Genomic DNA, 22250 nt, shown 5'->3' with positions numbered 1-22250 from the left:
AAGGCAAATCAGGCCGACGGCGTCACAAAGGCCGGAATCGCCGGGCTGTTGGCTGACAAAGTCAACACTTCATAGCCTGTGGGTGTGACCAGCACCGTGTGTTCCCACTGGGCTGACAGCGAACGGTCTTTGGTGACGATGGTCCAGCCGTCGCCCATCTCCTTGATCTCCTTGCGTCCGATGTTGAGCATCGGCTCAATGGTAATGGTCATGCCGGCCTTGAGTTGGTCCAGTGTGCCGGGTTTGCCGTAATGCAGCACTTGCGGGTCTTCGTGAAATTTTTGACCAATGCCGTGGCCACAGAACTCGCGCACCACGCTCAGGCCTTGCCCTTCGGAAAAGGTCTGAATGGCGTGACCAATGTCACCCAGATACGCGCCTTCGCGTACCTTCATGATGCCTTTCCACATGGCTTCATAAGTCAGGTGACACAGTCGTTTGGCCGCCACCGACGCCTCGCCCACCATGTACATCCGGCTTGAATCACCATGCCAGCCGTCTTTGATGACGGTCACATCCACATTGACGATGTCGCCTTTTTTAAGCGGCTTGTCATTGGGGATGCCGTGGCAGACCTGCTGGTTGATCGATGTGCAAATTGATTTTGGGTAGGGGTTATGGCCGCCGGGCGCATAGTTCAACGGGGCTGAAATGGCGCCGAGAACTTGCGTGGTGTGTTCTTCAGCTAAGCGGTCAAGCTCATTGGTGGTCATGCCTGGTTTAACAAACGGGGCCAGGTAGTCAAGTAATTCAGCAGCCAGTCGGCCCGCCACGCGCATACCTGCAATGCCTTCGGCGTCTTTGATGGTGATAGTCATAGGCGCTAATTATCCCATTGGGCTTGTAGCCTGTGTTGGGCAGGCCCTTAACGACAGAGCCATGCTTGACAAGCCTCGGCCTGGCAGGGGAGCGCTTGTGACGGCGGGTAAAATTGCGCCGCAATGCGCCTTGCCCGCGTACGCCGCGTTTTGCACTTCATTTCAACCCTGTCAGTACCTCATCAGACCTCCACCGTGACCCTGCATCTCACCCAATTCGAGGGCGGCAGCGCCCTCAGCGCTTTTCGTGTTCAACAACTTTTGCCCAGCCTGCAGGCTGTGCACGAGAAAATCAACGGCATCGCAGCGCGTTATGTGCATTTGGTGGCCACCGATGACGCGCCCTCAGACGCGCTGAAAGACCAGTTGGCCGCCTTGCTGACCTACGGCGAGCCGTACGCCGGTCCACTTGACGGCGCGCTGATTGTGGTGACGCCACGCTTTGGCACGGTGTCGCCCTGGGCTTCCAAAGCCACTGACATCGCGCACAACTGCGGGTTACCTGTACACCGGGTCGAGCGGGCGGTGGAATACCGTATCAGCCTCAAGTCCGGGTTGCTGGGAAAACCGACTTTGAGCGCCGAGCAAATCGCCCAGGTGGCCGACCTGTTGCATGACCGCATGACCGAAAGCGCCATGTTTGAGCGTGTCGCGGCTTTGGGCCTGTTCGCCAGTTTGGCAGCTGCGCCGATGGCCCACGTGGACGTGCTGAAAGGTGGCAAGGCCGCGCTGCTGGCTGCCAACACCGAGTTTGGTCTGGCCTTGGCAGCCGATGAAATTGACTACTTGGTCAACGCGTTCACGCAACTCAAGCGCAACCCGACCGATGTGGAGCTGATGATGTTCGCCCAGGCCAACAGTGAACATTGCCGCCACAAGATCTTCAACGCCGAGTTCACCATTGACGGTGTGGCGCAGTCGAACAGCCTGTTTGGCATGATTCGCCACACGCATCAGACCAACCCGCAGCACATGCTGGTGGCGTACTCTGACAACGCTTCAGTGATGGCCGGTTCGCAGATTGAACGTTTTTCAGCAAAATCAGCCTCTAGCCCTAATGGAACAAGCGCAAGTAGCTATGAAAAAAGCAGCGCTACTCAACACATCCTGATGAAGGTGGAAACCCACAACCACCCCACCGCCATCTCGCCATTCCCTGGTGCGGCCACTGGCGCAGGCGGAGAGATTCGTGATGAAGGCGCTACAGGTCGCGGCTCCAAACCCAAGGCCGGCCTGACGGGCTTCACGGTGTCGAAAATTAATTGGGGTCAGACGCCAATTAATTCATCAGATTCAAAAACCAAAAATAATTCGACTCTGACCCCCATTGTTTACGGCAAGCCGTCGCACATTGCCAGCCCGCTGCAAATCATGGTCGAGGGGCCGCTGGGCGGCGCGGCGTTTAACAACGAGTTTGGGCGACCTAACTTGCTGGGCTATTTTCGTGAATATGAGCAAGGCTTGAGCTACACCGTTCAAGATGCCAGCGGTGCCGATGTTGCACAACAAGAGCAGCGCGGCTATCACAAGCCCATCATGCTGGCCGGTGGCCTGGGCGTGATTGATGCCAGCCAGACGCACAAGATCGAGTTTCCTGCCGGTAGCCTGCTGATTCAGCTCGGTGGCCCCGGCATGCGCATTGGTATGGGTGGCAGTGCGGCCAGTTCCATGACCACGGGCGCTAACGCTGCGCACCTGGACTTTGACTCGGTGCAGCGGGGCAACCCCGAGATCCAGCGCCGTGCACAAGAAGTGATCAACCAATGCTGGTTGCAAGGCACCGATGGCGGCCCCTCCGGTAGCGGCAACCCTATTCTGGCGATTCACGACGTCGGCGCTGGTGGCTTGAGCAATGCCTTCCCCGAGCTGACCAACGATGCGCAGCGCGGCGCCCTGTTTGATTTGCGCTCGGTGCCGCTGGAAGAGTCCGGCATGGCGCCCAAGGAAATCTGGTCGAACGAAAGCCAGGAACGTTATGTACTGGCCATTGCGCCCGAGTCGCTTGAGGCGTTCAAGGCCTTGTGTGAGCGCGAGCGCTGCCCGTTTGCCGTGGTCGGTGTGGCGACTGAAGAACGCCAATTGGTGGTGGGTGACGTTGACTTGCCTCAGTCACAAGTGGTCCAGCGCGAAGCTGATCTGCCAGTCCACATGCCCATGAACGTGCTGTTGGGCAAACCGCCCAAAATGCACCGCGACGTGAAAACGGTGGCGCGCCAATTCGCGCCGGTCAACCTGACCGGTGTGGCGCTGCAGCAGGCCACCATTGATGTGCTGGCCCATCCCACCGTGGCCTCCAAGCGTTTTCTGGTGACCATTGGCGACCGCACGGTGGGTGGTTTGAGCCACCGCGACCAAATGGTTGGCCCCTGGCAAGTGCCCGTGGCCGACTGTGCCGTGACCCTGGCCGACTTCAAAGGTTTTGCCGGGGAAGCCATGGCGATTGGCGAGCGCACGCCGCTGGCCACAGTGAACGCGCCAGCCTCTGGCCGCATGGCCGTGGCCGAGGCCATCACCAATTTGCTGGCGGCGCCATTTGAGCTGGACCGCGTGAAGCTCTCCGCCAACTGGATGGCCGCTTGTGGCGAGCCGGGCGAAGACGCCGCGCTGTATGAAACCGTGAAAGCTGTTGGGTTGGAACTGTGCCCGGCACTGGGCATCAGCATTCCGGTGGGCAAAGATTCGTTGTCCATGCGCACGCAGTGGAAAGACGAGACGGGTGCGGACAAAAAAGTCACCTCGCCAGTGTCGCTGATCGTCACCGCCTTTGCCACGTTGCCCGATGTGCGCGGCACGCTCACGCCACAGCTCAACGCCGTGGATGACACCTCGCTGATTCTGATCGACCTGGGCCGTGGCCAAAACCGCATGGGCGGCAGCATTCTGGCGCAGACCTTGGGGCAAATGGGTGATGAAGTGCCTGATCTGGACCACCCGCAAGACCTGGTGAACCTGGTCAAGGCGGTCAACACCCTGCGTGCCCAGGGTCAAATTCTGGCTTACCACGACCGCAGCGACGGCGGCTTGTTTGCCAGCGTGTGCGAGATGGCGTTTGCTGGCCATGTCGGTGTGGCGCTCAATGTGGACATGTTGGTTACCGAGGGCGATGGCATTTCGGACAGCCGCATGGACTGTGGTGACGCCAAAAACTGGGCTGGCCAAGTCAGCGGTCGACGAGATGAGTTGACGCTAAAGGCCTTGTTCAATGAAGAACTCGGCGTGGTGATTCAGGTGCGCACATCTGACCGTAACGCTGTCATGCAAACCTTGCGCCAGCACGGCCTTAGCCAGCACAGCCACGTGGTCGGCAAGACCCGCCCGGCGGGTGACACCATCACGGCCGGCATTGGTGCGGTGCAGGTGTGGCGCGATGCCAAAACCATTTTCAGCGCCAATCTGCCCGACCTGCACCAGGTGTGGGATGCCACCAGCTGGAAGATTTGCCAACTGCGCGACAACCCGGCCTGTGCCGATGCAGAACACGCTAGCGCCGGTGAGTCAATTGACCCGGGCATGCATTTTTATATGCCATATCAGGCTGTAGCCCTTTTGGATAAGGCGCAAACAGCTTCTGATTTAGTAGCAAATGTGGCTGCGCCAGCCATTCTGCTGTCGCGCCCCAAAGTGGCCGTGCTGCGTGAGCAAGGTGTCAATTCACACATTGAAATGGCCTACGCCTTCACCGAAGCCGGCTTTGAAGCCTTTGATGTCCACATGACCGACCTGCAAAGTGGCCGCGCCAACCTGGCCGACTTCAAGGGCGTGGTGGCCTGCGGTGGCTTTAGCTATGGCGACACCTTGGGTGCTGGCATTGGCTGGGCGCGCTCCATCACTTTCAACCCCGTTTTGGCGGACCAGTTCAAAGCCTTCTTTGGCCGCACTGACACGTTTGGGCTGGGCGTGTGCAACGGTTGCCAGATGTTTGCCGAGTTGGCCGACATCATTCCGGGCGCAGAAGATTGGCCACGCTTCACCACCAACCAGAGCGAGCGTTTTGAAGCCCGCTTCAGCATGGTCGAGGTGCTGGAATCACCGTCGCTGTTTTTTGCTGGCATGGCCGGTTCAAGGCTGCCGATTGCCGTGGCACACGGCGAGGGCTTTGCCAACTTCAAACATCGAGGCAACGCCAACCAAGCCATTGCTGCCATGCGTTTCACCGACAACCATGGCGTAGCCACCGAGGCCTACCCGTTCAACCCGAACGGCAGCCCTGGCGGCTTGACTGCAGTCACCACGGCAGATGGGCGCTTCACCGCCATGATGCCGCACCCCGAGCGGGTGTTCCGCAACATCCAGATGAGCTGGACGAATCAAGACCTGTCAGCCGCCAGCCCGTGGCTGCAGTTGTGGCACAACGCGCGCAAGTGGGTGGGTTAAACACCGGCTGGCCAGCAAGATCGCCAAAGAAGTAAGCCCAGGGCTACCCTGGCGAGCTAGCAGTGTCTAGCCCCATGCGCCGCATGAAAATACTGGGGGCTGATCTGCTGGGGTAAATCGTCAGCTCTTTTCGCACACGGGTGATGCCGACGTAAAGGGTGTTGAGCTCCTCGTCCATGTCGCTTGAGGGGTCTGGAAACTCTCCGTGCGCCAGGTACGGCAGCAAGACGCAGTCAAATTCCAGCCCCTTCACGCTGGCGATGCTGGCCAGCAGCAGGCTGTCAGTCTTGCTGGTCTTTGAATTTTGTTGTTTTTGCTCGGTGGCGTTCAAGCTTTGGAACAATTCTGCCGAACTGTCAAAACGCTTGGCCATGTCGCAAAGCCAGCTCAAATTGGACTCGGCTTCCAGGCGACGGCGCTGCGACACCAGCGCATTGCCCAGCAAAGATTTGACGTGAAGCGCGTCCAGCACGGCCTCCATTGACACTGATCCGCTGGGTTGCCGTATGACACCAAGCGCCGCCTGCAGGCGGCATCTGATGTCAGGCGGTGCGTTGCGCAACACCTGGTTGTCAAAAAACGAGGTCAAAAACATCGGGTTGTCGGTGACGCTGCGGATGGCTGAGGCGAGCAAATCCTGCTGCGACTCATGCTCGCGGCCCTGGACCTCAATACTTGAGCCAGAGAAAAACAGCAGCGCGCGCATGACCTCTTCGCGGGTTTTGGACTCGGTCACGCTGCTCAGGTCGTCGGTGGCCACGGCCAGCAGGCCACGCACAAAAAGCACTTCAGGGCGCAACACATAGCTCTTGAAGCCGCGCGTCTCATACGGTATATTTTGCTCGATCAGTGCGTTCTCGATCTGCACCGACTGATGCGGGTGGCGCAGCAAGATCGCACAACCCGCCGTTTTAGTTTTGTTGTGCGCGCGCCAGCTTTTGGCATCCACCACCACTTGGCGCGCGCAGTCCTCACGGCTGTCGTACGGCGTGAAGGTGAGTTTGCTGGGGTGTGGCGCTTTCGAGGCATAACGCTTGTTGGCCAATTTGCCTGCCAGACTCGCCACCGTGGTGTTGAACCTGAAGCTGTGCGTCAGCGGGTGCTTTACCACTGTGTGTGTGCTCAGCAGTGCAAGGTCTTCACGCATGAACCGGGCGTCGGCACCGTTGGCTTTGTGGATGACCTGATCCACATCGCCCACGCCACAAAAAAAGCAGCGGTTGCTGGCCAAAATTTCTTTCAGAATACAAAACATGGCACGGTTCATGTCGTGCATCTCATCAACCACCACCACTTTCAGATTCACGGGCCACGCCCGGCACGACCTGAGCTCGGCGCCGTCATGCAGCAGGTGCGCCAAGTCGTAAGTGGCATCGCTGGGGCCCCGAAACAGCGGTCGCTCGTAGTCGGCCAGACGGATTTTTTCAAACGCCATAATAATCTTCATCTGGGTGTATTCAATGCCAATGGACTCGGCGTAGTCGGGCGTCACCGGCTGCTCCTGGCGCTCAAACACGTCAAGCATCGTGCCTTTGAGGTACTCGCTTTGCTGCACAAACAGGTCCACCATGGCATGGTCGCCGGGGGTGGGCATGATGAATTGGGCGCGCCATTTTTCGCTCGGGTTGTCGGCCACGCGCTCGATGGCTTGCCATAAAACCGGGCTCAATTGCTCGGCCTCGGTGTAGACGGCAACAGGGCGGCCTTCCAGCTCAAGCAGCACAGCAGCGCTAAATACCTCGAAGGTCAGTATTTTGAATTGATGAATGACTGCTACCGGTACGCCCATATTTTTCAAAGCGACTTTGAGCGCCAGGCAGGCGGCATCGGTATAGGTCAGCGCCAGAATTTGTTCTGGCCGGGTGTGCCTGGCCCAGGCTTCGGCCATGCGTAGCGCCAGCACGGTGGTTTTTGACGCGCCGGCATTGGCCTCGACGATGGCCACGCGCGCCGGGCTGATTTGAATCGCCTGTTGCTCAGTTGTGGGCACGATGCCCTTGGGCACAAAGTGCGCTGTTGCCTTGGAATAACCTTCGGTGGGTGGTTTATTCATCAAAATTTGTGGTGAATTGGTGTGCGGTTTCTGAGCAGTGCGGACGGCAGGGCGCCATCATCCTTGATAAAAGTAGAGTAACCTGCCCGACATGAAGATACCCAACACAAACAAGCCTTTCTCGATGATTCGAGAGTTTTATCTGGCCGACTGGTTCACGCTGGGCAACGCGGTGTGCGGCATGGGGGCCATGTTTTCGATCATGACCTACCTGCAAACCCGGAATGTCATTCACGTCTACTTTGCCTGCGCTTTGGTGCTGGCCGCGTTTATTTTTGACGTGCTCGATGGGCGCATTGCCCGCTGGAGACAAAAAACATCGGTGATGGGGCGTGAACTGGATTCACTCGCTGATGTGATCTCATTTGGCGTCGCCCCAGCCTTGATTGCTTATGGGTGCGGCATGCAAGGGCTTTATGACCGCATCATTTTGACGGCCTTTGTGGCCTGTGGCGTGTCGCGCCTGGCTCGTTTTAATGTCACCGCAGAGGAACTGTCCCAAGGACAAAACAAGGTGAAGTATTTTGAAGGCACGCCCATACCCACGTCATTGCTGCTTGTCGCGGTGCTGTTTGCCGCGGCCATGCAGGGCGCTTTGCACGAGACACTGTGGTTGGGGCAGGTGGAGTTTGCCGGCTTCATCCTGCATCCGCTGGTTTTGTTGTTTGCACTTTCTGGTGCATTGATGGTGAGCCGCATCCGCATTCCAAAACTTTAGCGCCATGCCATGCGCCTACCAAGCTATTTAAAGTGCAGCGCACGTATTCTTGAGCGCTGATTTCTGGGTTTTTGAGCCTATGATTCGGGCCAAAAAAGGGAGCGGCCAGTACATCAAGGTTGTTGGATGAAAATTTTGCTTGTGGACGACGCGCGCTCGGTGGTCATGGTCATGACCTCCCGGCTGGCAAGTTATGGTTATGACGTGGTTCATGCGGCGAATGGCCTGGAGGCGGTGGCTACGTTTGCCAGCGCCGCGCCTGACCTGGTGCTGATGGACATCGAGATGCCGGTCATGAACGGCTTTGAAGCCACGAACCGAATCCGCGCCTTTGAGGCCACGCAAGCATGGGCCTGGACCCCGATAATTTTTCTGACCTCATCTGACACGGTTGAAAACTTGGTGACCGCCATCGAGGCGGGCGGCGATGATTTCATGAGCAAGTTTGTGCCAGAGCCCGTGCTGCAAGCCAAAATGAAAGCCATGAGTCGCATTGCCGGTCTTCGCCGCAGTTTGTCGCAAGCCAATCAGAAGTTACAAGACTTGGCCAGCCAAGACGGCCTAACCGGCCTGTGCAACCGGCGCAGCATGGACACCCGCGTGGATCAGCTCTGGATGGAGGCTAGCGCCAAAGGCCACGGGTTTGGCTTGTTGATGCTGGACATTGACAACTTTAAAAAATACAACGACCACTACGGCCACCAGACAGGTGACGATTGCCTGCGCAGCGTGGCACGCGCCATTGATGCGGCCACCGCCGAGTCCAATTCGTTGAGTGACACCCAAGCGGCGTTTGTGGCGCGTTATGGCGGTGAAGAGTTTGCCGTGATCGTGCCACACGCGACCCCGCAGGGGCTGGCAGATGTGGCGCAGGCCATCGTCAAGGCAGTATTTTCCCAGGCGATAGCCCATGAAAAAAATGACGCCTGGGGTCAAGTCAGCATTTCTGCGGGCGGCGCACTCATAGCGCAAGCCCAAGGCGAGGTGGTGAATGTGTTCCGCGAGGCGGACGGCAGGCTCTACCAGGCAAAAACTCTGGGCCGCAATCGTGCGGTGCTTGCAGGCTGAGCGGTGTTGGTTTCCAAATTCATTGCCTGCCTATTGCAGCCCATTGTTGGCTGATGGCAGCACTTTCGGCTTAACGCTGGCTTGATGACAGGGCTCACTGAGCTAGCCCACTCGCGCTGGCCATGCGAAATATCAACGTGACACCATTGGTGGATTGCATCATGCAACCCGTACCAGAACCCTTGTCGGTTCAGGTGTGGGTTCATTCAATACCGACTACGGGGAGTGTGTCATGGCAAGAGTTACGAGCGAGCGCAGCAACAGCAATGGGAGTCTCGTCAGCGTTAACCGGTTAAACGTGCTGGCACGGGAGCTTTGGCCCAAAGGCATTCATGTGGCCCATGTGGTTATTGATGCAGACATCGACGAGGGCGATGGTGACCATGACGGACAGCCCCATTCAGACCCAAATGACATTGCCCAGTTGATCGTTGATGTGCATCGCCAACCCCGGAGCGCCTGGATGAGCGAAGCCGACATTCGCCCCTGGAATGAACAATTTTGGCAACACTGCTAACCGCAGCATTTGACTCAATCTGCCCCGTTTGAGGCTGTCAATGTCCGAATTCCTGTTGGGGCCGGGTTTTATGGAACGTGACAGGTGCACCTTGCCGCACTGCCGCCAGTTCTACCCGCGACTGCTTGGCAATGGCCGGTTTCATCTTGCCCATGACGTGCATTTCGCAGGGCTTGCAGTCAAAACGTAGGGTGAGTTTTTCTTTGCCGTTAATGAGTTGCAGTGGCTCGGCTTTGACAAAACCTTGCACGCCGGTCACGCCTTTGGCTTGTTTTGGGCACAGGCTTAAAGAGAAACGCACGCAGTGTTTGGTGATCATCAGGCTGACCTCGCCGGGCTGCTCGATGGCTTCGTAGGCGGCATCGATTACCTTCACGCCGTGGCGGGCGTAAAACGTGCGTGCGGCCCGGTTGAACACATTGGCCAGGTAGCTCAAGCTGTCTTCGGGATAGGGCGCAGGCGGCTCCATGGCCTTACCCGGCAACCAGCGCGCAAAGCCTGCGGCACGCGCAGCCTCTAGTGCTTCTACCGCGTCGCGCCGCAGGCCATTGAGCAGGGAGCTTGGCACAACGACAGCATCAAATCGGCCTCTAGACCAAGTGATATCTGCGTCAATAGCTACAAAAATGGTAGTACCCAGGCGGCTCAACTGGGTACGGATTTGTTCTACTGTGCCGGCTTTGTCCTGCGCCTCTTGGCGGCGAGCGGCAGGGAAGGGCTGTTGCACCGTGGCGTGCACACCGTCTTCGTCGGTCAAGGTGAGTTGCACGGCCTCTGGCAGCACTTCCAGCTTGGCCCAGACGCCGATGCGCCGGTCGCTGCTTTTTTTGTCCAGCTCTCGCAGCCAATTCAGGTCGCGGTTGCGGTTGACTTCCACACCTTTGCGCAGGTCTTTCAAGTCCTCAAGGGGGTCTTTGGGAAACACGCGCCAGCTGCCTTTTTTGGCGCTGATGAGTTCGGCGCGGTTGATGGCCAAGCCCACCAGCTCTTTTTGCTGGTCGTAGTAACACAGGCCGTCGCCGTTGTGCAGCTCGGTGGTCTTGTGGCTGAGCTCAAGCTCCACCCAGTTGGGGCCGACCACGGTCACGTAGCCAATCGGCAGGCCCGGGTTCTTGGGCGTGTCAAAGGCGCCAATGTTGTCCTGGCGGCCTTGCACAAAGTAGTCGGTGAATTCGCGGTTGAAGTTCTGGTTCGGGTCAGGCGTGAAGGTGAACGTGGTCTGGCCGCTGCTGGACCGTGTCAACGGGTCGCCAGAGTGCTGGCGCGCTTCAATCACCTCATCAAGCAGTTTGCGGTAATGGGCGGTGATGTTTTTCACATAAGCCATGTCTTTGTAACGGCCCTCAATCTTGAAGCTGCGCACACCGGCATCCACCAGATCGGCAATGTTGTCGCTTTGGTTGTTGTCTTTCATGCTCAACACGTGTTTGTCATGGGCCACAAAGCGGCCCTTGTCGTCCACCACCTGGTAGGGCAGGCGGCAGGCCTGGCTGCATTCGCCCCGGTTGGCGCTGCGCCCGGTGTGGGCGGCGCTGATGTAACACTGGCCGCTGTAGGCCACGCACAGCGCGCCGTGCACAAAAAATTCCAAGGTGCTCTTGGCCGGGTCGGTGGCAGCGCGAATGGCGGCAATTTGCCACAGGGTGAGTTCACGCGCCAGCACCAGTTGCGTCAGGCCGGCGTCTTGCAAAAAGCGCGCTTTCTCGGGCGTGCGAATGTCGCACTGCGTGCTCGCATGCAGTTGGAGCGGTGGCATGTCAATGGCCAGCAAGCCCATGTCTTGCACGATGAGCGCGTCCACGCCGGAGTCATAAAGCTGCCAGGCCAGCGTGCGGGCGCCTTCCAGCTCGTCGTCGCGCAGGATGGTGTTCATCGTGACAAAAATGCGACTGTTGAAGCGGTGCGCATGCTTCACCAGGCGGGCAATGTCGGGCACGGTGTTGTCGGCGCTGGAGCGTGCGCCAAAGCCGGGCCCGCCGATGTAGACGGCGTCAGCCCCGTGGTTGACGGCTTCGATGCCGATGTCGGCACTACGGGCCGGGGCTAAGAGTTCGAGTTGGTGGGGGAGTAAAGACATAGCGGGCGATTATCCGGGATTGGCCAAAATTTGGCCCATCTACACTCCAAACCATGAATTCCCAACGCTTTGCCCTGCTCGACGCCCTGCGTGGCTTGGCCATGGTGTGGATGACGGTCTTTCATTTTGTGTTTGACCTGAACCACGCGGGCCTGGTCAAGCAAGACTTTTACCGTGACCCGTTCTGGACCTGGCAACGCGTGGTCATCGTCAGTTTGTTTTTATTCTGTGCCGGTTTTGGCCAGGCCGTGGCCACGGCACAGGGGCAAAGCTGGGAGCGCTTCTGGAAACGCTGGCGCCAAGTGGCGGCCTGCGCGCTGCTGGTCTCGGCAGGGTCGTGGCTGATGTACCCGCAAACCTTCATTTACTTTGGCGTGCTGCACGGCATGGCGCTGATGCTGGTTGTGGTGCGCCTCACGGCGTATTGGGGGCGCTGGCTGTGGTTGCTGGGAGCGTTGGCCGTTGCATCCAAATTTATAGCTGCTTACGCCCTATCCGTATGGGCTAGAGGCCAATTTATTGAACTATTTAACTCGCCCGTGTTGAATTGGTTGGGCTGGATCACTCAAAAGCCCATCACCGAAGACTATGCGCCGCTGTTTCCCTGGCTGGGCGTGATGTGGTGGGGTGTGGCCACCGAGGGCTGGCTTCTGAGCCGCACGAAGGCAAATCGCAGTGGCTATGCTGGCATGGCTTTGCCGCGTGCGCTGCCCAAAGTCGGGCGCGCCCTAGCTGTGTTGGGCCGCTGGAGTCTTAGCTACTACATGGTGCATCAGCCCGTGCTGATTGCCATGGTGATGGGGCTGGGCTGGCTGAAAAGGTAAGTCTGGCCAGGATTTCAAGCAAAGGCGGTATCAGGAATCAAAAGAATCCCTTCCAATCGAAAAATCGCTTTTCCCTAATGAAGGCTCGTCGGCACCGCCGTTAATGGGCATCCGTTCTGGCGGGCTACACTTCAACACCCGGTCATCAACAGACGTACAAAAGTCGGCAAAACGGCGCACGTTCGTGGCCGCCCCACTTCGTTGACCTGCCATTTAAATTGGATGAAGATCAAGTAACTTTGCGATGGCTCGACGACATGGCAATCGCTGCACCTTAAACGCTACAGAAGACTTTCTATGATCCTCAGGTGCTTCCACTCAGCGCTCACCAATCAAGTCGTGCGTTATGGCATCGCGTTCGTGGCAGTTGCCGTGGCAATGGGCTCGCGCCTGGCGTTGGAGTCGTGGTCCGGCCCTGGTTTGCCCCCATACATCACGCTCTCCCCGATGGTGATGGTGGTCGCGATATTGGCCGGGTTCGGGCCAGGAGTGGTGGCTACTGCAGTGGCCGGCGTGGTAGCAGCGTACTGGTTACTTCCCCCAATTGGACAGCTCTCCATCGGATCGCCCATTGATGTGGTTGGGCTGGTGGTTTTCGTTGCAATGGGCCTGCTCGTGTGCGTAATTGCCGAACTATACCGGCGCATGAGGGGCAGGGCGGCTGCCTACGATCGGGACGCATCGTTGCGCACGAGCCAGAAATCGCTACGCGATTCTCTCAAGAATTTGGGCGACATGCGGACTGCTTTGGACGAACACGCAATCGTGGCGATGACCAATGCACAAGGTCGCATCATCTTCGTTAACGACAAGTTCTGCACGATCTCGAAATACTCGCGCGAGGAGTTGCTGGGACAGGATCACCGCCTTATCAACTCAGGTTTTCATCCAAAAAAAATTCATACGCGACTTGTGGACGACGATCTCGCAGGGCCGTGCATGGCATGGAGAGATTAAAAACCGCGCGAAGGACGGCTCTTTCTATTGGGTTGACACCACCATCGTGCCGTTCGTCAATCAGGACGGAACGCCACGCCAGTATGTGGCCATCCGCGCTGACATCACCGATCGCAAACGTGCCGAAGAGGCGTTGCAGGGGAGCGAGGAAAGGTTTCGAGCGATGGCCAACGCTATGTCACAACTAGGCTGGATTGCCAGGCCCGATGGGCACATTTTTTGGTACAACCAACGCTGGTATGAATACACTGGCACGACGCCAGAGCAGATGGAGGGATGGGGTTGGCAGGACGTCCAGGACAAGGTTGAATTGCCGAAGGTTCTTGAACGCTGGCAAGCTTCCATTGCAACGGGACATCCGTTCGAGATGATGTTCCCTCTGCGCGGCGCTGATGGCCACTTTCGACAGTTCCTGACGCGGGTCGTCCCACTGAAAGACGCGTCCGGCTGCGTGGTGCAGTGGTTCGGTACCAATACGGATGTGGAGGAACTGACGCTCGCCCAGAAGGCGCTGAGCGAGAGCACGGAGCAGCTGCGGTGGACCGAGGAGAGTTTCCGGTTAATGGTTGAAAGCGTGTCCGATTGCGCCATCATCATGCTTGATCCTGACGGGCGTATCGTAAGCTGGAACAACGGAGCGCAGCGAATCAAAGGCTACAGTGCACGGGAAATCATCGGTCAGCATTTTTCTCAATTTCATTTGCGTGAAGAAATCGATTGCGGAAATCCACAGTCGGAGCTGGAGGTCGCGAAGACCAAAGGACGGTTCGAAACCAATGGCTGGCGGGTACGCAAGGACGGCAAGACCTTTTGGGCCAATGTCGTCTTTACTGCGGTGCGTGACCAAACGGGTAATCTGCGCGGCTTTGCAAAGCTCACCAGAGATCTGACTGAAGCCAGAAGCCGAGATCAGTTGCTACGGGATAACAATATGGAGCTGGAGAAGGCCCGGTTTGTTGCAGACGATGCTAATCGCGCGAAATCGGATTTCCTATCCAGCATGAGCCATGAATTGCGGACGCCACTTAATGGGATCCTTGGATTTGCCCAGCTCATCGAAACTGGTACACCGCCGCCGACCCCCAACCAAAAACGCAGTCTCGACCAGATTCTCAAAGGAGGATGGTATTTGCTGGAACTGATCAACGAAATCCTCGACCTTGCGCTGATCGAGTCGGGCAAGGTCTCGCTGTCGCTGGAACCGGTCTCGCTGGTTGAAGTCATGAAGGATTGCCAGACCCTAATCGAGCCGTTGGCACAGAAACGTGATATTTCAACGAGGTTTCAGCACCTCGAACTTCCCTATTTCGTCAACGTTGATCGAACCCGGTTCAAACAGGTTCTATTGAATCTGCTTTCCAACGCGATCAAGTACAACACCTTGGGGGGCGTGGTTACCGTGGAGTGCGCCCTGAACCCGTCGAACTTTGTTCGCATCAGCGTCCGGGACACCGGTATGGGGATGATTCCGGAACAGCTTTCACAACTGTTCCAGCCGTTCAATCGCCTAGGCAAGGAAGCTAGCGCGGAGACGGGAACTGGCATCGGCCTGGTCGTGACCAAGCGCCTGGTCGAACTGATGAATGGCATTGTTGGCGCCGAAAGTACCGTCGGAGCGGGAAGCGTGTTCTGGATCGAGTTGCCTCTTGCGACCAAATTGCAGCATGTACCTGTGGAGGCGGAGCATCCAGCACAGATTCGACCACATGGCTTGGTGGACATGCTTCAGCGTACCCTGCTCTACGTGGAAGACAATCCCTCCAATGTGGAACTGATCGAGCAACTGGTTGCTCGTCGCCCTGGTGTGCGCATGATTAGCGCGGCGGATGGTAATCTTGGCATTGAGTATGCTCGCGCCTTTCTGCCAAACGTGATTCTGATGGACATCAACCTACCCGGCATCAGCGGGCTAGATGCCATGAAAATTCTGCGCGCTGACCCGATGACAGTAAATATCCCGATCATCGCAATCAGCGCCAATGCGATGCCCACTGACATTGAGCACGCCCTCGCGGCCGGATGCTTCAAGTACCTAACTAAACCCATCAAGATCAACGAGTTCATGGCGGTACTGGACCTCGCGTTGTCAATCACGAATAAATGAGATTGCTAAATACCTGCGCGCTTTAAATGTGTCTGGCAACCTACTTTTGGGTCCGGCATGTCCCGGCCTTCAAACTGCCTTCATATGTTTGCGCAGGTACTCCTCAAAGGCTTGACGTGGCATTGGCTTGGCGAAGTAATACCCCTGCACTTCGTCACATGCGTGTGCTACCAAAAACGCCAACTGTGCTTCTGTCTCTACCCCTTCGGCGATGACCTGAAACCCCAGCGCATGACCCAGCCCGATGGTGGCAGCCGCAATGACGCCCCCTTTCTCGCCTTGTCGGTCATTGATGTCCCATACAAATGCGGCATCAATCTTCAAGCGGTCAAGCGGCATGTCTTTAAGTTGCGCCAGCGATGAATAGCCTTGACCAAAATCGTCCAGAGCGATCTTTATGCCTTCTTTGCGCAGTGCCTGCAGAAGGCTTGCCGCTTCCTGCGGAGATGTCGTGACAGCCGTTTCCGTGAGTTCCAGCTCCAGGTTTTCTGCGGGCAATCCTGTCGACAGCAGCACGCGCTGCACCAGTTCATACAGGTTGCTATGGAGAAACTGCCGCGCGGAAATATTCACGCCGATTCTGCCCACGGGCAGACCCTGACGCAGCCATTCGCTGGCCTGCAGACAGGCGTTTTCAAGCACCCACTCGCCAATCCGGCCGATCTGATTGGTGGTTTCTGCCAGCGGAATAAACACCGCTGGGGAAATAAATCCCTTATCCGGATGTATCCAGCGCAGCAAGACCTCGGCACCGACGAGTGTTTGGTCTGGAATGGAAAGCTGTGGCTGGTAATAAAGTTCGAATTGCTGCAATTCAATGGCGTCGTACAAGAGGTTTTCAAGCTCCAGTTTGTCGTGGGCATGGGCATCCATATCGGGCGCAAAGAACCGGAAACCATTGCCCCCCACCGACTTGGCGAAGTACATGGCGGTATCAGCCTGCTTCATCATGTCAGCCATTGTCAGGGAGTCGTCCGGAAACAATGAAATCCCGATGCTGGTGGCGGTGCGCAGCACGTGCTTGTCAATATGGAACGGGCTGTTGAGCTGCTGGCGAATGGTTTCGGCCACTTTGGACGCCACCGCCACCATTTCATGCCCACGCAGCACGACGACAAACTCGTCACCCCCGAGCCGGGCCACCATATCGTATTCGCGCACGCTGGATTTTAGACGTTTCGCGGTCTGGATCAGTAATATATCGCCCGCGCCGTGCCCCAATGTATCGTTGACATTCTTGAATCTATCCAGATCCAGAAACATCACGCAGACCTGTTCAGACATGCGTCTGGCGATCAGCAAGGACTGCTCCAGATAGGTCTGCAGGTGCAGCCGGTTCGGGAGTCCGGTCAAGGCATCATGGCGTGCAATGTGGTCGATGCGCTGCTCAGCATCCTTGTAGCTGCTGATATCCACAAAGTTGGCCAGAAAGTACTCAATCTCACCTGTGCGGCCACGCACCACGGAGACCGTCATTAACTTGGGATAGATGCTGTCGTCGCGGCGACGATCCCACATCTCGCCCTGTCAGAAACCATTCGCTTGAATGCTGGCCCACATGCTTTGGTATTGCTCCAGCGTTGTGCGCCCAGAGGAGAGAAACCTCGGGTCCAGGCCCAGCACTTCTGACTTTTCGTAACCCGTCAGCATGGTAAAGGCGTTGTTCACGTCGACCACTCGGTTGTGACCATCGGTGATCATGATGGCCTCGCCGCTGTGCTCAAAGACATGAGCTGAAAGGCGCAGTTGCACCCGATCCTTGCGGCGCTGAATCAGGTTACGGGCACGCGCGGCGAGCACGTGAGGCGAGACAGGCTTGACCAAATAGTCATCTGCTCCCAGATTCAGACCCGCCAGTTCATTTTGCTCCGATGTGTCGGCAGACAGCAGGATGACCGGTATGTCGGCGGTGCGTGGGTCGGCACGCAAATGACCGAGCATTTCTATGCCGCTCATGCCGGGCATTTTCACATCCAGCACAACCAACTGCGGTAGCTCTTGCAAACGGGCCAGCAGTTCAAGCGCTTGTGCGCCACCGGTTGCCGTCTTGAGCCGGAAATTATTTTTTAGACCAGCCACTAAAACATGCAGATTCGCAGCGAGATCGTCCACCAGCAGCAACAGGGACTGCGCCATGGGCACTGGAAGCGAGTCGTTCATGGTGTGACCTCCAGCTCCGAAACCAATTGCAACAGGCATTGCAAAGCCTGTTCATGCTCAAAGTTAATCAAATGTTGGTGAAGCTGTCTGAGCAGGGGTGGGCATGGCAGATTGGTCTGCAACAACTGATTCAGCTCGGCGCTCAACTCATCGGGTATGACTTCCTGATCTGCCACAAAGGGCTGCAGTGACAAAAGGGTCTCTCTCAGATTCATGGCTTCGTGTCCCTGTGCAGCAGTGCCAGGAGTATTGTGCTGCGAGAGATGCTGCTGCATCTGCAACAAGGTTTCGCACAAGATGACCTGAAACGCCGGCAGAGAATTTTGCTGCTGGTCATTGCGTAAATTTTCTATCAGGCCGCTACAGGCTTGGGCCAGCGCGGAGGCACCCAAATTTGCCGCGATGCCCTTGAGCGTATGGACCAGATCAATGGCGCCGGAAATGTCCTGCTGTGCCATCAGCATCTCAAATTGAGCCACCGTGGTGCCATGGCGCTCGACAAAACCCGACAGCAGGCGCTGCTGCAATGCATGATCGCCGTCCAGGCGGCGCAACCCACTGACCAGGTCAAGCAGGGCAGGCATCGTGTGCACCGTAACTTTTGTTGGTGGCTGTAGCGCTACCGCCACTGCCTGAGTGTCTGCCTTGTAATACTTCCCGATCACGCGCAGAAGGTCTTCCGGCTCGACCGGTTTTGGCACGAAATCGATCATGCCGGCCGCGATGCAGCGCAAGCGGTCCTCTGCCATCACCGCCGCAGTCATGGCGGCAATCGGCAGGTTCTTGCAACCCGGCAAGTCGTGGATACGGTTCGCCGCTTCAATGCCGCCCATGACCGGCATGTGCAGATCCATCAGTACCAGATCAAAGGTCTGTCGCTGCACATATTGCAACGCCTCCTGGCCGTTCCAGGCAATGGTCACAGTAATACCGCGTTTGGCCATGAAGTTTGCCGCCACCTCCTGGTTGAGTTCGTGGTCTTCGGCCAATAGCACACGCATGCCGTCAAAACGTTGAGCCACCTCCATACCGGAACTGCTGTGGCTGGGTTCATTGTTGAGCAGCGCATCAAAAAGGCTTGAGGGGACGACCGGCTTGGTGAGCAGGGCGTCTACGTAACGGGAATCGGCGTTCTGCAGCAACGCGTGTTTGTCGTAGGCCGTGACCATCACAATTTTTGGCGGCGTGACGAGTTCACCGGCGGCTTCCATCTTCTTGATTCGGGCTGCAACCTCAAGTCCATCCATACCCGGCATGCGCCAGTCCAGCAACATTGCGTGGAAGGTCTGACCAGAGTTGTTAGCCTCTAAGATATGGGCCAGCGCTTGCTCTCCGTTGGCTGCTTCTACCGGCACGAGGCCCCAGGCCGTGAGCAGGCGCGACAGAATTATGCGCGAGGTTTCCTGGTCATCCACCACGAGCACCCGCTTGCCATGTAACTGCTGCAAATCATGGCCTAGATGGCCGACACTGCGCTGAGAATCTGGCGCGCCGCCAACCTTAACCGTAAAGGCCACAGAGGTTCCCTTGCCCAGGGTGCTTTTCATCGTGATTGAGCCGCCCATGAGTTCAATCAGGGTTTTGGCAATGCTCAAGCCCAGCCCGCTGCCGCCGTACTTGCGCGTGATGGCCCCATCGGCCTGGGCGAAAGACTCAAAAAGATTGGCCACGTCGCACTGATCAATGCCAATGCCGGTATCGCGTACCTCAAAGCGCAACAGCATGGAAGCGTCCCCATGTCGCTCGACCGTCACTGCCACGTGAATCTCGCCGCGTTCCGTGAATTTAACGGCGTTACCAATCAGGTTGTTGAGTACCTGCGTTAGGCGAAGCGGATCGCCCACCACATGTAACGGGGTATCAGGTGAAATATCTAGAAACAGCTCAATCCCCTGCTCCTGCATCTGGGCACCAAACAGGTCGGCGACATCCTGCAGCAAAGACTCCACGGCCATGGGCACGTTCTCGATTACCATGCGACCAGCTTCCATGCGGGAGAAATCAAGAATGTCATTGATGATGCGAACCAGAGCACGGCCGGATTTGTTCACCTTGACAAGCAAATCGCGCTGCTCCGGCTTGAGCTCGGAGTCCAGCACCACCCGCGTCAATCCGAGCAAAGCATTCATGGGCGTGCGGATTTCATGGCTCATATTGGCCAAAAAGCTGGATTTCGCCCGCGTGGCAGCTTCAGCCGCGGTTTTTGCGACGCGAAGTTCAGCCTCAAGTAACTTGCGGCGGGTGATGTCCCGCGCAATTTTGGATGCGCCAATGACTGCACCAGAGCCATCACGGATCGGCGAAATCGTGGCCGAAATATCGATAAACTGGCCATCCTTGCATCGACGTACGGTTTCAAAATGCTCGACCTTCTCGCCGCGCGCTATTCGCGCCAATATGTCGGACTCTTCTTCTAGGCGATCCGACGGAATCATCATCGTCATCGACTGGCCTATGGTCTCGGCGGCCGTGAACCCATACAGGCCACTCGCACCTTCGTTCCAGCTGGTAACAATACCCTGCAGTGTCTTGCCAATGACAGCTTCATCGGTCGAATCAATGATGGCCTTGTACTTGGTCAACTGGGCTTCGCGCTGCGCCAGTACCAAGTTTTGTTCCTCAATTTCCGCCTGCACGACTTTGTTCTCAAGCAAGGTCTTCTGTAACGCCTGGTTGGCGTCAACGAAATCTGATAAATAGCGCTGCATGGCACCAATCGACAGGCTCACGATCACGCTGTTGGCGCAAAACAACAGCACAGCAAGCAGAGCATAGTGCTGCACGACAAATGAAAAGGCCCCATAGGGTGGGAACAAAAAATAGAGCGCCATGATGGAGCAGGCCACTGTCGTCAGCAGTGCAGGGCGCGTTCCCAACAGCAATGCCGTAATGGCAACTGTGGGAAAAAACGTGACGAATTGCAGTCCGTCGCCAGCTGGCGCAATGGACAGTCGAAATACCAGTGCGATCACCGAAAAAACGATCGCCAGAAGGTAGCTAACCACACCCCTCATGCCAGATCGCTCGAGGCTTTTGAGTAAGGAATTCAGTCGCATGAACAAGCGTGCGTCGATTGAGAATATTGCGTCGACCGACTTCAATGTCGGAAATTCTCCAGCCGTGCCGCTGTCGCTAGTCTGTGCTGTTTTGCTTGTTCTGTGTGTTGTTTGCATCGGTTAGTGTTCGCAACTGGTCGGGAATTAGCAAAATTAGAGCATGTCAGTTTTTTAATTTTTGTTTTAAAGCTATCAAAAAACGGAAAGTTGCATATTCGTGCAATCCGCATTGCGGACATTGAGCAGCTCATCTAACAGATTGTGGAAAACCACGCACAAGTCAATGATGGGCACAGATACACCGCGCAGGTTGACCACCCTGAGCACATGCCCCGATGTATTGTCCCAGTGTGGTGGCCTTGCGAGGGCTTTCAATCCCAATCACTCTGCCCAGCACCCTGGCGTGAATCAGTTTTGAGTTGTCAACGATCATCAAGTGAATAGGCATACTTTGATTATGTCGAGCCGGGGGGGCTTTCACGCTCGTAGGGTAATGCTGATTTTTTTGTCAGTATTGACTGACAAAGGGTAGGGCACTTCTTGCCTCTCAACTGTGAACCATGGGGACTTTCCCTGCCTCTCCGGGCGGCATGCTGGGTGCACGCAGACATGAGCGTCCTTGACGCTTGTGGGCTTATGCGCGTCGTCATCGCTGTTCGCCTTGATGACATCGTCTCACCCGGACGCTGGCGCATCTGATTGCCGGCAATCGCAGCATTGCTGAAAATCAATCCAACAAACGTCAACCGGGCAAAGCGACGCCTTCGTCACGCAAACAGCGTCAGCAGCCGATCAAGTCCGCCACTGTTGATGCGCACATGGGCCTGTTCACGCACCGCCGGTTTGGCGTGGTAGGCCACGGAAAGGCCGGCCACGCCCATCATCGGCAGGTCGTTGGCGCCGTCACCCATGGCAATCGTCTGGCTGGGCTGAATGCCCAACAGTGCGCAGGTTTCCTGCAGCATCTTGCGTTTTTCGGCACCGTCGCAAATGTCGCCCCAGGGCTGGTCCACCATGTGGCCGGTGAGAACACCGTCTTGCACCTCCAGCACGTTGGAGCGGGTGTAGTCAATGCCCAATAGGTCGCGCACATGGTCGCTAAAGTAAGTGAAACCGCCAGACACCAGCAGCACTTTCAACCCTGCTTGCTTGCACGCAGCCACCAGCGCGGCCGCGCCGGGGTTGAGTTGCAGTCGCTCGGTGAGTACTTGCTGCATGTGGGCCACGGTGACTCCTTTGAGCAAGGTCACGCGCTGGCGCAGGCTTTCTTTGTAGTCGGCAATTTCGCCGCGCATGGCGGCTTCGGTGATGGCGGCCACTTCAGCCTTGCGGCCAGCGGCGTCGGCAATTTCGTCCACACACTCGATGTTGATCAGGGTGGAATCCATGTCAAAGGCGATGAGTTTGAAGTCGTCTAAGCGCAGCGGTGGGGTGATGCCGGCAATTTGCAGGCCGGGAGCGAGTTCGATGATGTTCATGGCGTTGATATTTTTGATAGTGGGTTGCGCTTATTCCATATGGGCT

General features: G+C 57.1%; 14 protein-coding genes. 7 read left to right on the top strand and 7 right to left on the bottom strand.

What is annotated here, in order from left to right:
• Nucleotides 1-8 precede the first annotated feature (8 nt).
• Nucleotides 9-818 (bottom strand): type I methionyl aminopeptidase, encoded by an 810-nt coding sequence (gene map, locus PHQ58_RS18110; protein ID WP_300113726.1) that lies wholly within the window; start codon nucleotides 816-818, stop codon nucleotides 9-11.
• Nucleotides 819-1013: 195 nt separating this feature from the next.
• On the opposite strand from map, the gene purL reads away from it, so the two are divergent.
• Nucleotides 1014-5192, top strand: coding sequence for a phosphoribosylformylglycinamidine synthase (gene purL, locus PHQ58_RS18105; RefSeq protein ID WP_300113723.1), 4179 nt, complete (start codon nucleotides 1014-1016; stop codon nucleotides 5190-5192).
• Between the two features lie 43 nt (nucleotides 5193-5235).
• Here the strand turns inward: purL and PHQ58_RS18100 are convergent, their stop codons facing one another.
• Nucleotides 5236-7245, bottom strand: coding sequence for an ATP-dependent helicase (locus PHQ58_RS18100; RefSeq protein ID WP_300113721.1), 2010 nt, complete (start codon nucleotides 7243-7245; stop codon nucleotides 5236-5238).
• Nucleotides 7246-7336: 91 nt separating this feature from the next.
• Here PHQ58_RS18100 and pssA point away from each other — a divergent pair, with 91 nt between their 5' ends.
• From pssA to PHQ58_RS18085, 3 genes are all read left to right on the top strand, one after another.
• Entirely contained in the window at nucleotides 7337-7963 is a 627-nt protein-coding gene (gene pssA, locus PHQ58_RS18095) for a CDP-diacylglycerol--serine O-phosphatidyltransferase (protein WP_300113719.1), read from the top strand.
• A 126-nt stretch (nucleotides 7964-8089) separates the two neighbouring features.
• Nucleotides 8090-9031 carry a diguanylate cyclase gene (locus PHQ58_RS18090; protein WP_300113717.1) on the top strand — a complete coding sequence of 314 codons (942 nt, stop codon included), beginning with the start codon at nucleotides 8090-8092 and terminating at the stop codon, nucleotides 9029-9031.
• A gap of 232 nt (nucleotides 9032-9263) precedes the next feature.
• Nucleotides 9264-9548 (top strand): hypothetical protein, encoded by a 285-nt coding sequence (locus PHQ58_RS18085; RefSeq protein WP_300113714.1) that lies wholly within the window; start codon nucleotides 9264-9266, stop codon nucleotides 9546-9548.
• A 37-nt stretch (nucleotides 9549-9585) separates the two neighbouring features.
• Here PHQ58_RS18085 and PHQ58_RS18080 read toward each other — a convergent pair whose 3' ends face one another.
• The gene (locus tag PHQ58_RS18080; RefSeq protein ID WP_300113711.1) at nucleotides 9586-11625 is read right to left on the bottom strand and encodes a U32 family peptidase; all 2040 of its coding nucleotides are present in this window, start codon (nucleotides 11623-11625) and stop codon (nucleotides 9586-9588) included.
• A 53-nt stretch (nucleotides 11626-11678) separates the two neighbouring features.
• Between PHQ58_RS18080 and PHQ58_RS18075 the strand changes: the two genes are divergently transcribed.
• From PHQ58_RS18075 to PHQ58_RS18065, 3 genes are all read left to right on the top strand, one after another.
• Nucleotides 11679-12449, top strand: a complete 771-nt coding sequence (locus PHQ58_RS18075) for a DUF1624 domain-containing protein (protein WP_300113708.1) — start codon at nucleotides 11679-11681, stop codon at nucleotides 12447-12449.
• Between the two features lie 297 nt (nucleotides 12450-12746).
• Complete coding sequence (locus PHQ58_RS18070; RefSeq protein ID WP_300113706.1) at nucleotides 12747-13406, top strand: DUF4118 domain-containing protein; 660 nt, start codon at nucleotides 12747-12749, stop codon at nucleotides 13404-13406.
• Complete coding sequence (locus tag PHQ58_RS18065) at nucleotides 13360-15510, top strand: PAS domain S-box protein (RefSeq protein ID WP_300113704.1); 2151 nt, start codon at nucleotides 13360-13362, stop codon at nucleotides 15508-15510. Before PHQ58_RS18070 ends, PHQ58_RS18065 begins: the two co-directional genes overlap by 47 nt.
• A gap of 69 nt (nucleotides 15511-15579) precedes the next feature.
• On the opposite strand, the gene PHQ58_RS18060 is transcribed toward PHQ58_RS18065, so the two are convergent.
• The 4 genes from PHQ58_RS18060 to serB form a co-directional block, all read right to left on the bottom strand.
• Nucleotides 15580-17028, bottom strand: coding sequence for an EAL domain-containing protein (locus PHQ58_RS18060; RefSeq protein WP_300113701.1), 1449 nt, complete (start codon nucleotides 17026-17028; stop codon nucleotides 15580-15582).
• Nucleotides 17029-17037: 9 nt separating this feature from the next.
• Nucleotides 17038-17670, bottom strand: coding sequence for a response regulator (locus PHQ58_RS18055; protein ID WP_300113699.1), 633 nt, complete (start codon nucleotides 17668-17670; stop codon nucleotides 17038-17040).
• Nucleotides 17667-20675: a response regulator gene (locus PHQ58_RS18050; protein WP_300113696.1), complete on the bottom strand. Its 3009-nt coding sequence runs from the start codon at nucleotides 20673-20675 to the stop codon at nucleotides 17667-17669. Before PHQ58_RS18050 ends, PHQ58_RS18055 begins: the two co-directional genes overlap by 4 nt.
• Before the next feature lie 818 nt (nucleotides 20676-21493).
• Complete coding sequence (serB, locus tag PHQ58_RS18045; protein ID WP_300113694.1) at nucleotides 21494-22204, bottom strand: phosphoserine phosphatase SerB; 711 nt, start codon at nucleotides 22202-22204, stop codon at nucleotides 21494-21496.
• Nucleotides 22205-22250: the final 46 nt, after the last annotated feature.

It is taken from the genome of Rhodoferax sp. (assembly GCF_028688795.1).
Classification (GTDB): domain Bacteria; phylum Pseudomonadota; class Gammaproteobacteria; order Burkholderiales; family Burkholderiaceae_C; genus Rhodoferax.
Note: the sequence above shows the minus strand (reverse complement) of the source record. Positions and strands in the feature narration are given on the sequence as shown.

Coding starts and splice junctions, on each gene's coding strand:
- map (WP_300113726.1), bottom strand. CDS start 818: ATGACTATCACCATCAAAGACGCCGAAGGCATTGCAGGTATGCGCGTG.
- PHQ58_RS18100 (WP_300113721.1), bottom strand. CDS start 7,245: ATGAATAAACCACCCACCGAAGGTTATTCCAAGGCAACAGCGCACTTT.
- pssA (WP_300113719.1), top strand. CDS start 7,337: ATGAAGATACCCAACACAAACAAGCCTTTCTCGATGATTCGAGAGTTT.
- PHQ58_RS18090 (WP_300113717.1), top strand. CDS start 8,090: ATGAAAATTTTGCTTGTGGACGACGCGCGCTCGGTGGTCATGGTCATG.
- PHQ58_RS18085 (WP_300113714.1), top strand. CDS start 9,264: ATGGCAAGAGTTACGAGCGAGCGCAGCAACAGCAATGGGAGTCTCGTC.
- PHQ58_RS18080 (WP_300113711.1), bottom strand. CDS start 11,625: ATGTCTTTACTCCCCCACCAACTCGAACTCTTAGCCCCGGCCCGTAGT.
- PHQ58_RS18075 (WP_300113708.1), top strand. CDS start 11,679: ATGAATTCCCAACGCTTTGCCCTGCTCGACGCCCTGCGTGGCTTGGCC.
- PHQ58_RS18070 (WP_300113706.1), top strand. CDS start 12,747: ATGATCCTCAGGTGCTTCCACTCAGCGCTCACCAATCAAGTCGTGCGT.
- PHQ58_RS18060 (WP_300113701.1), bottom strand. CDS start 17,028: ATGTGGGATCGTCGCCGCGACGACAGCATCTATCCCAAGTTAATGACG.
- PHQ58_RS18055 (WP_300113699.1), bottom strand. CDS start 17,670: ATGAACGACTCGCTTCCAGTGCCCATGGCGCAGTCCCTGTTGCTGCTG.
- serB (WP_300113694.1), bottom strand. CDS start 22,204: ATGAACATCATCGAACTCGCTCCCGGCCTGCAAATTGCCGGCATCACC.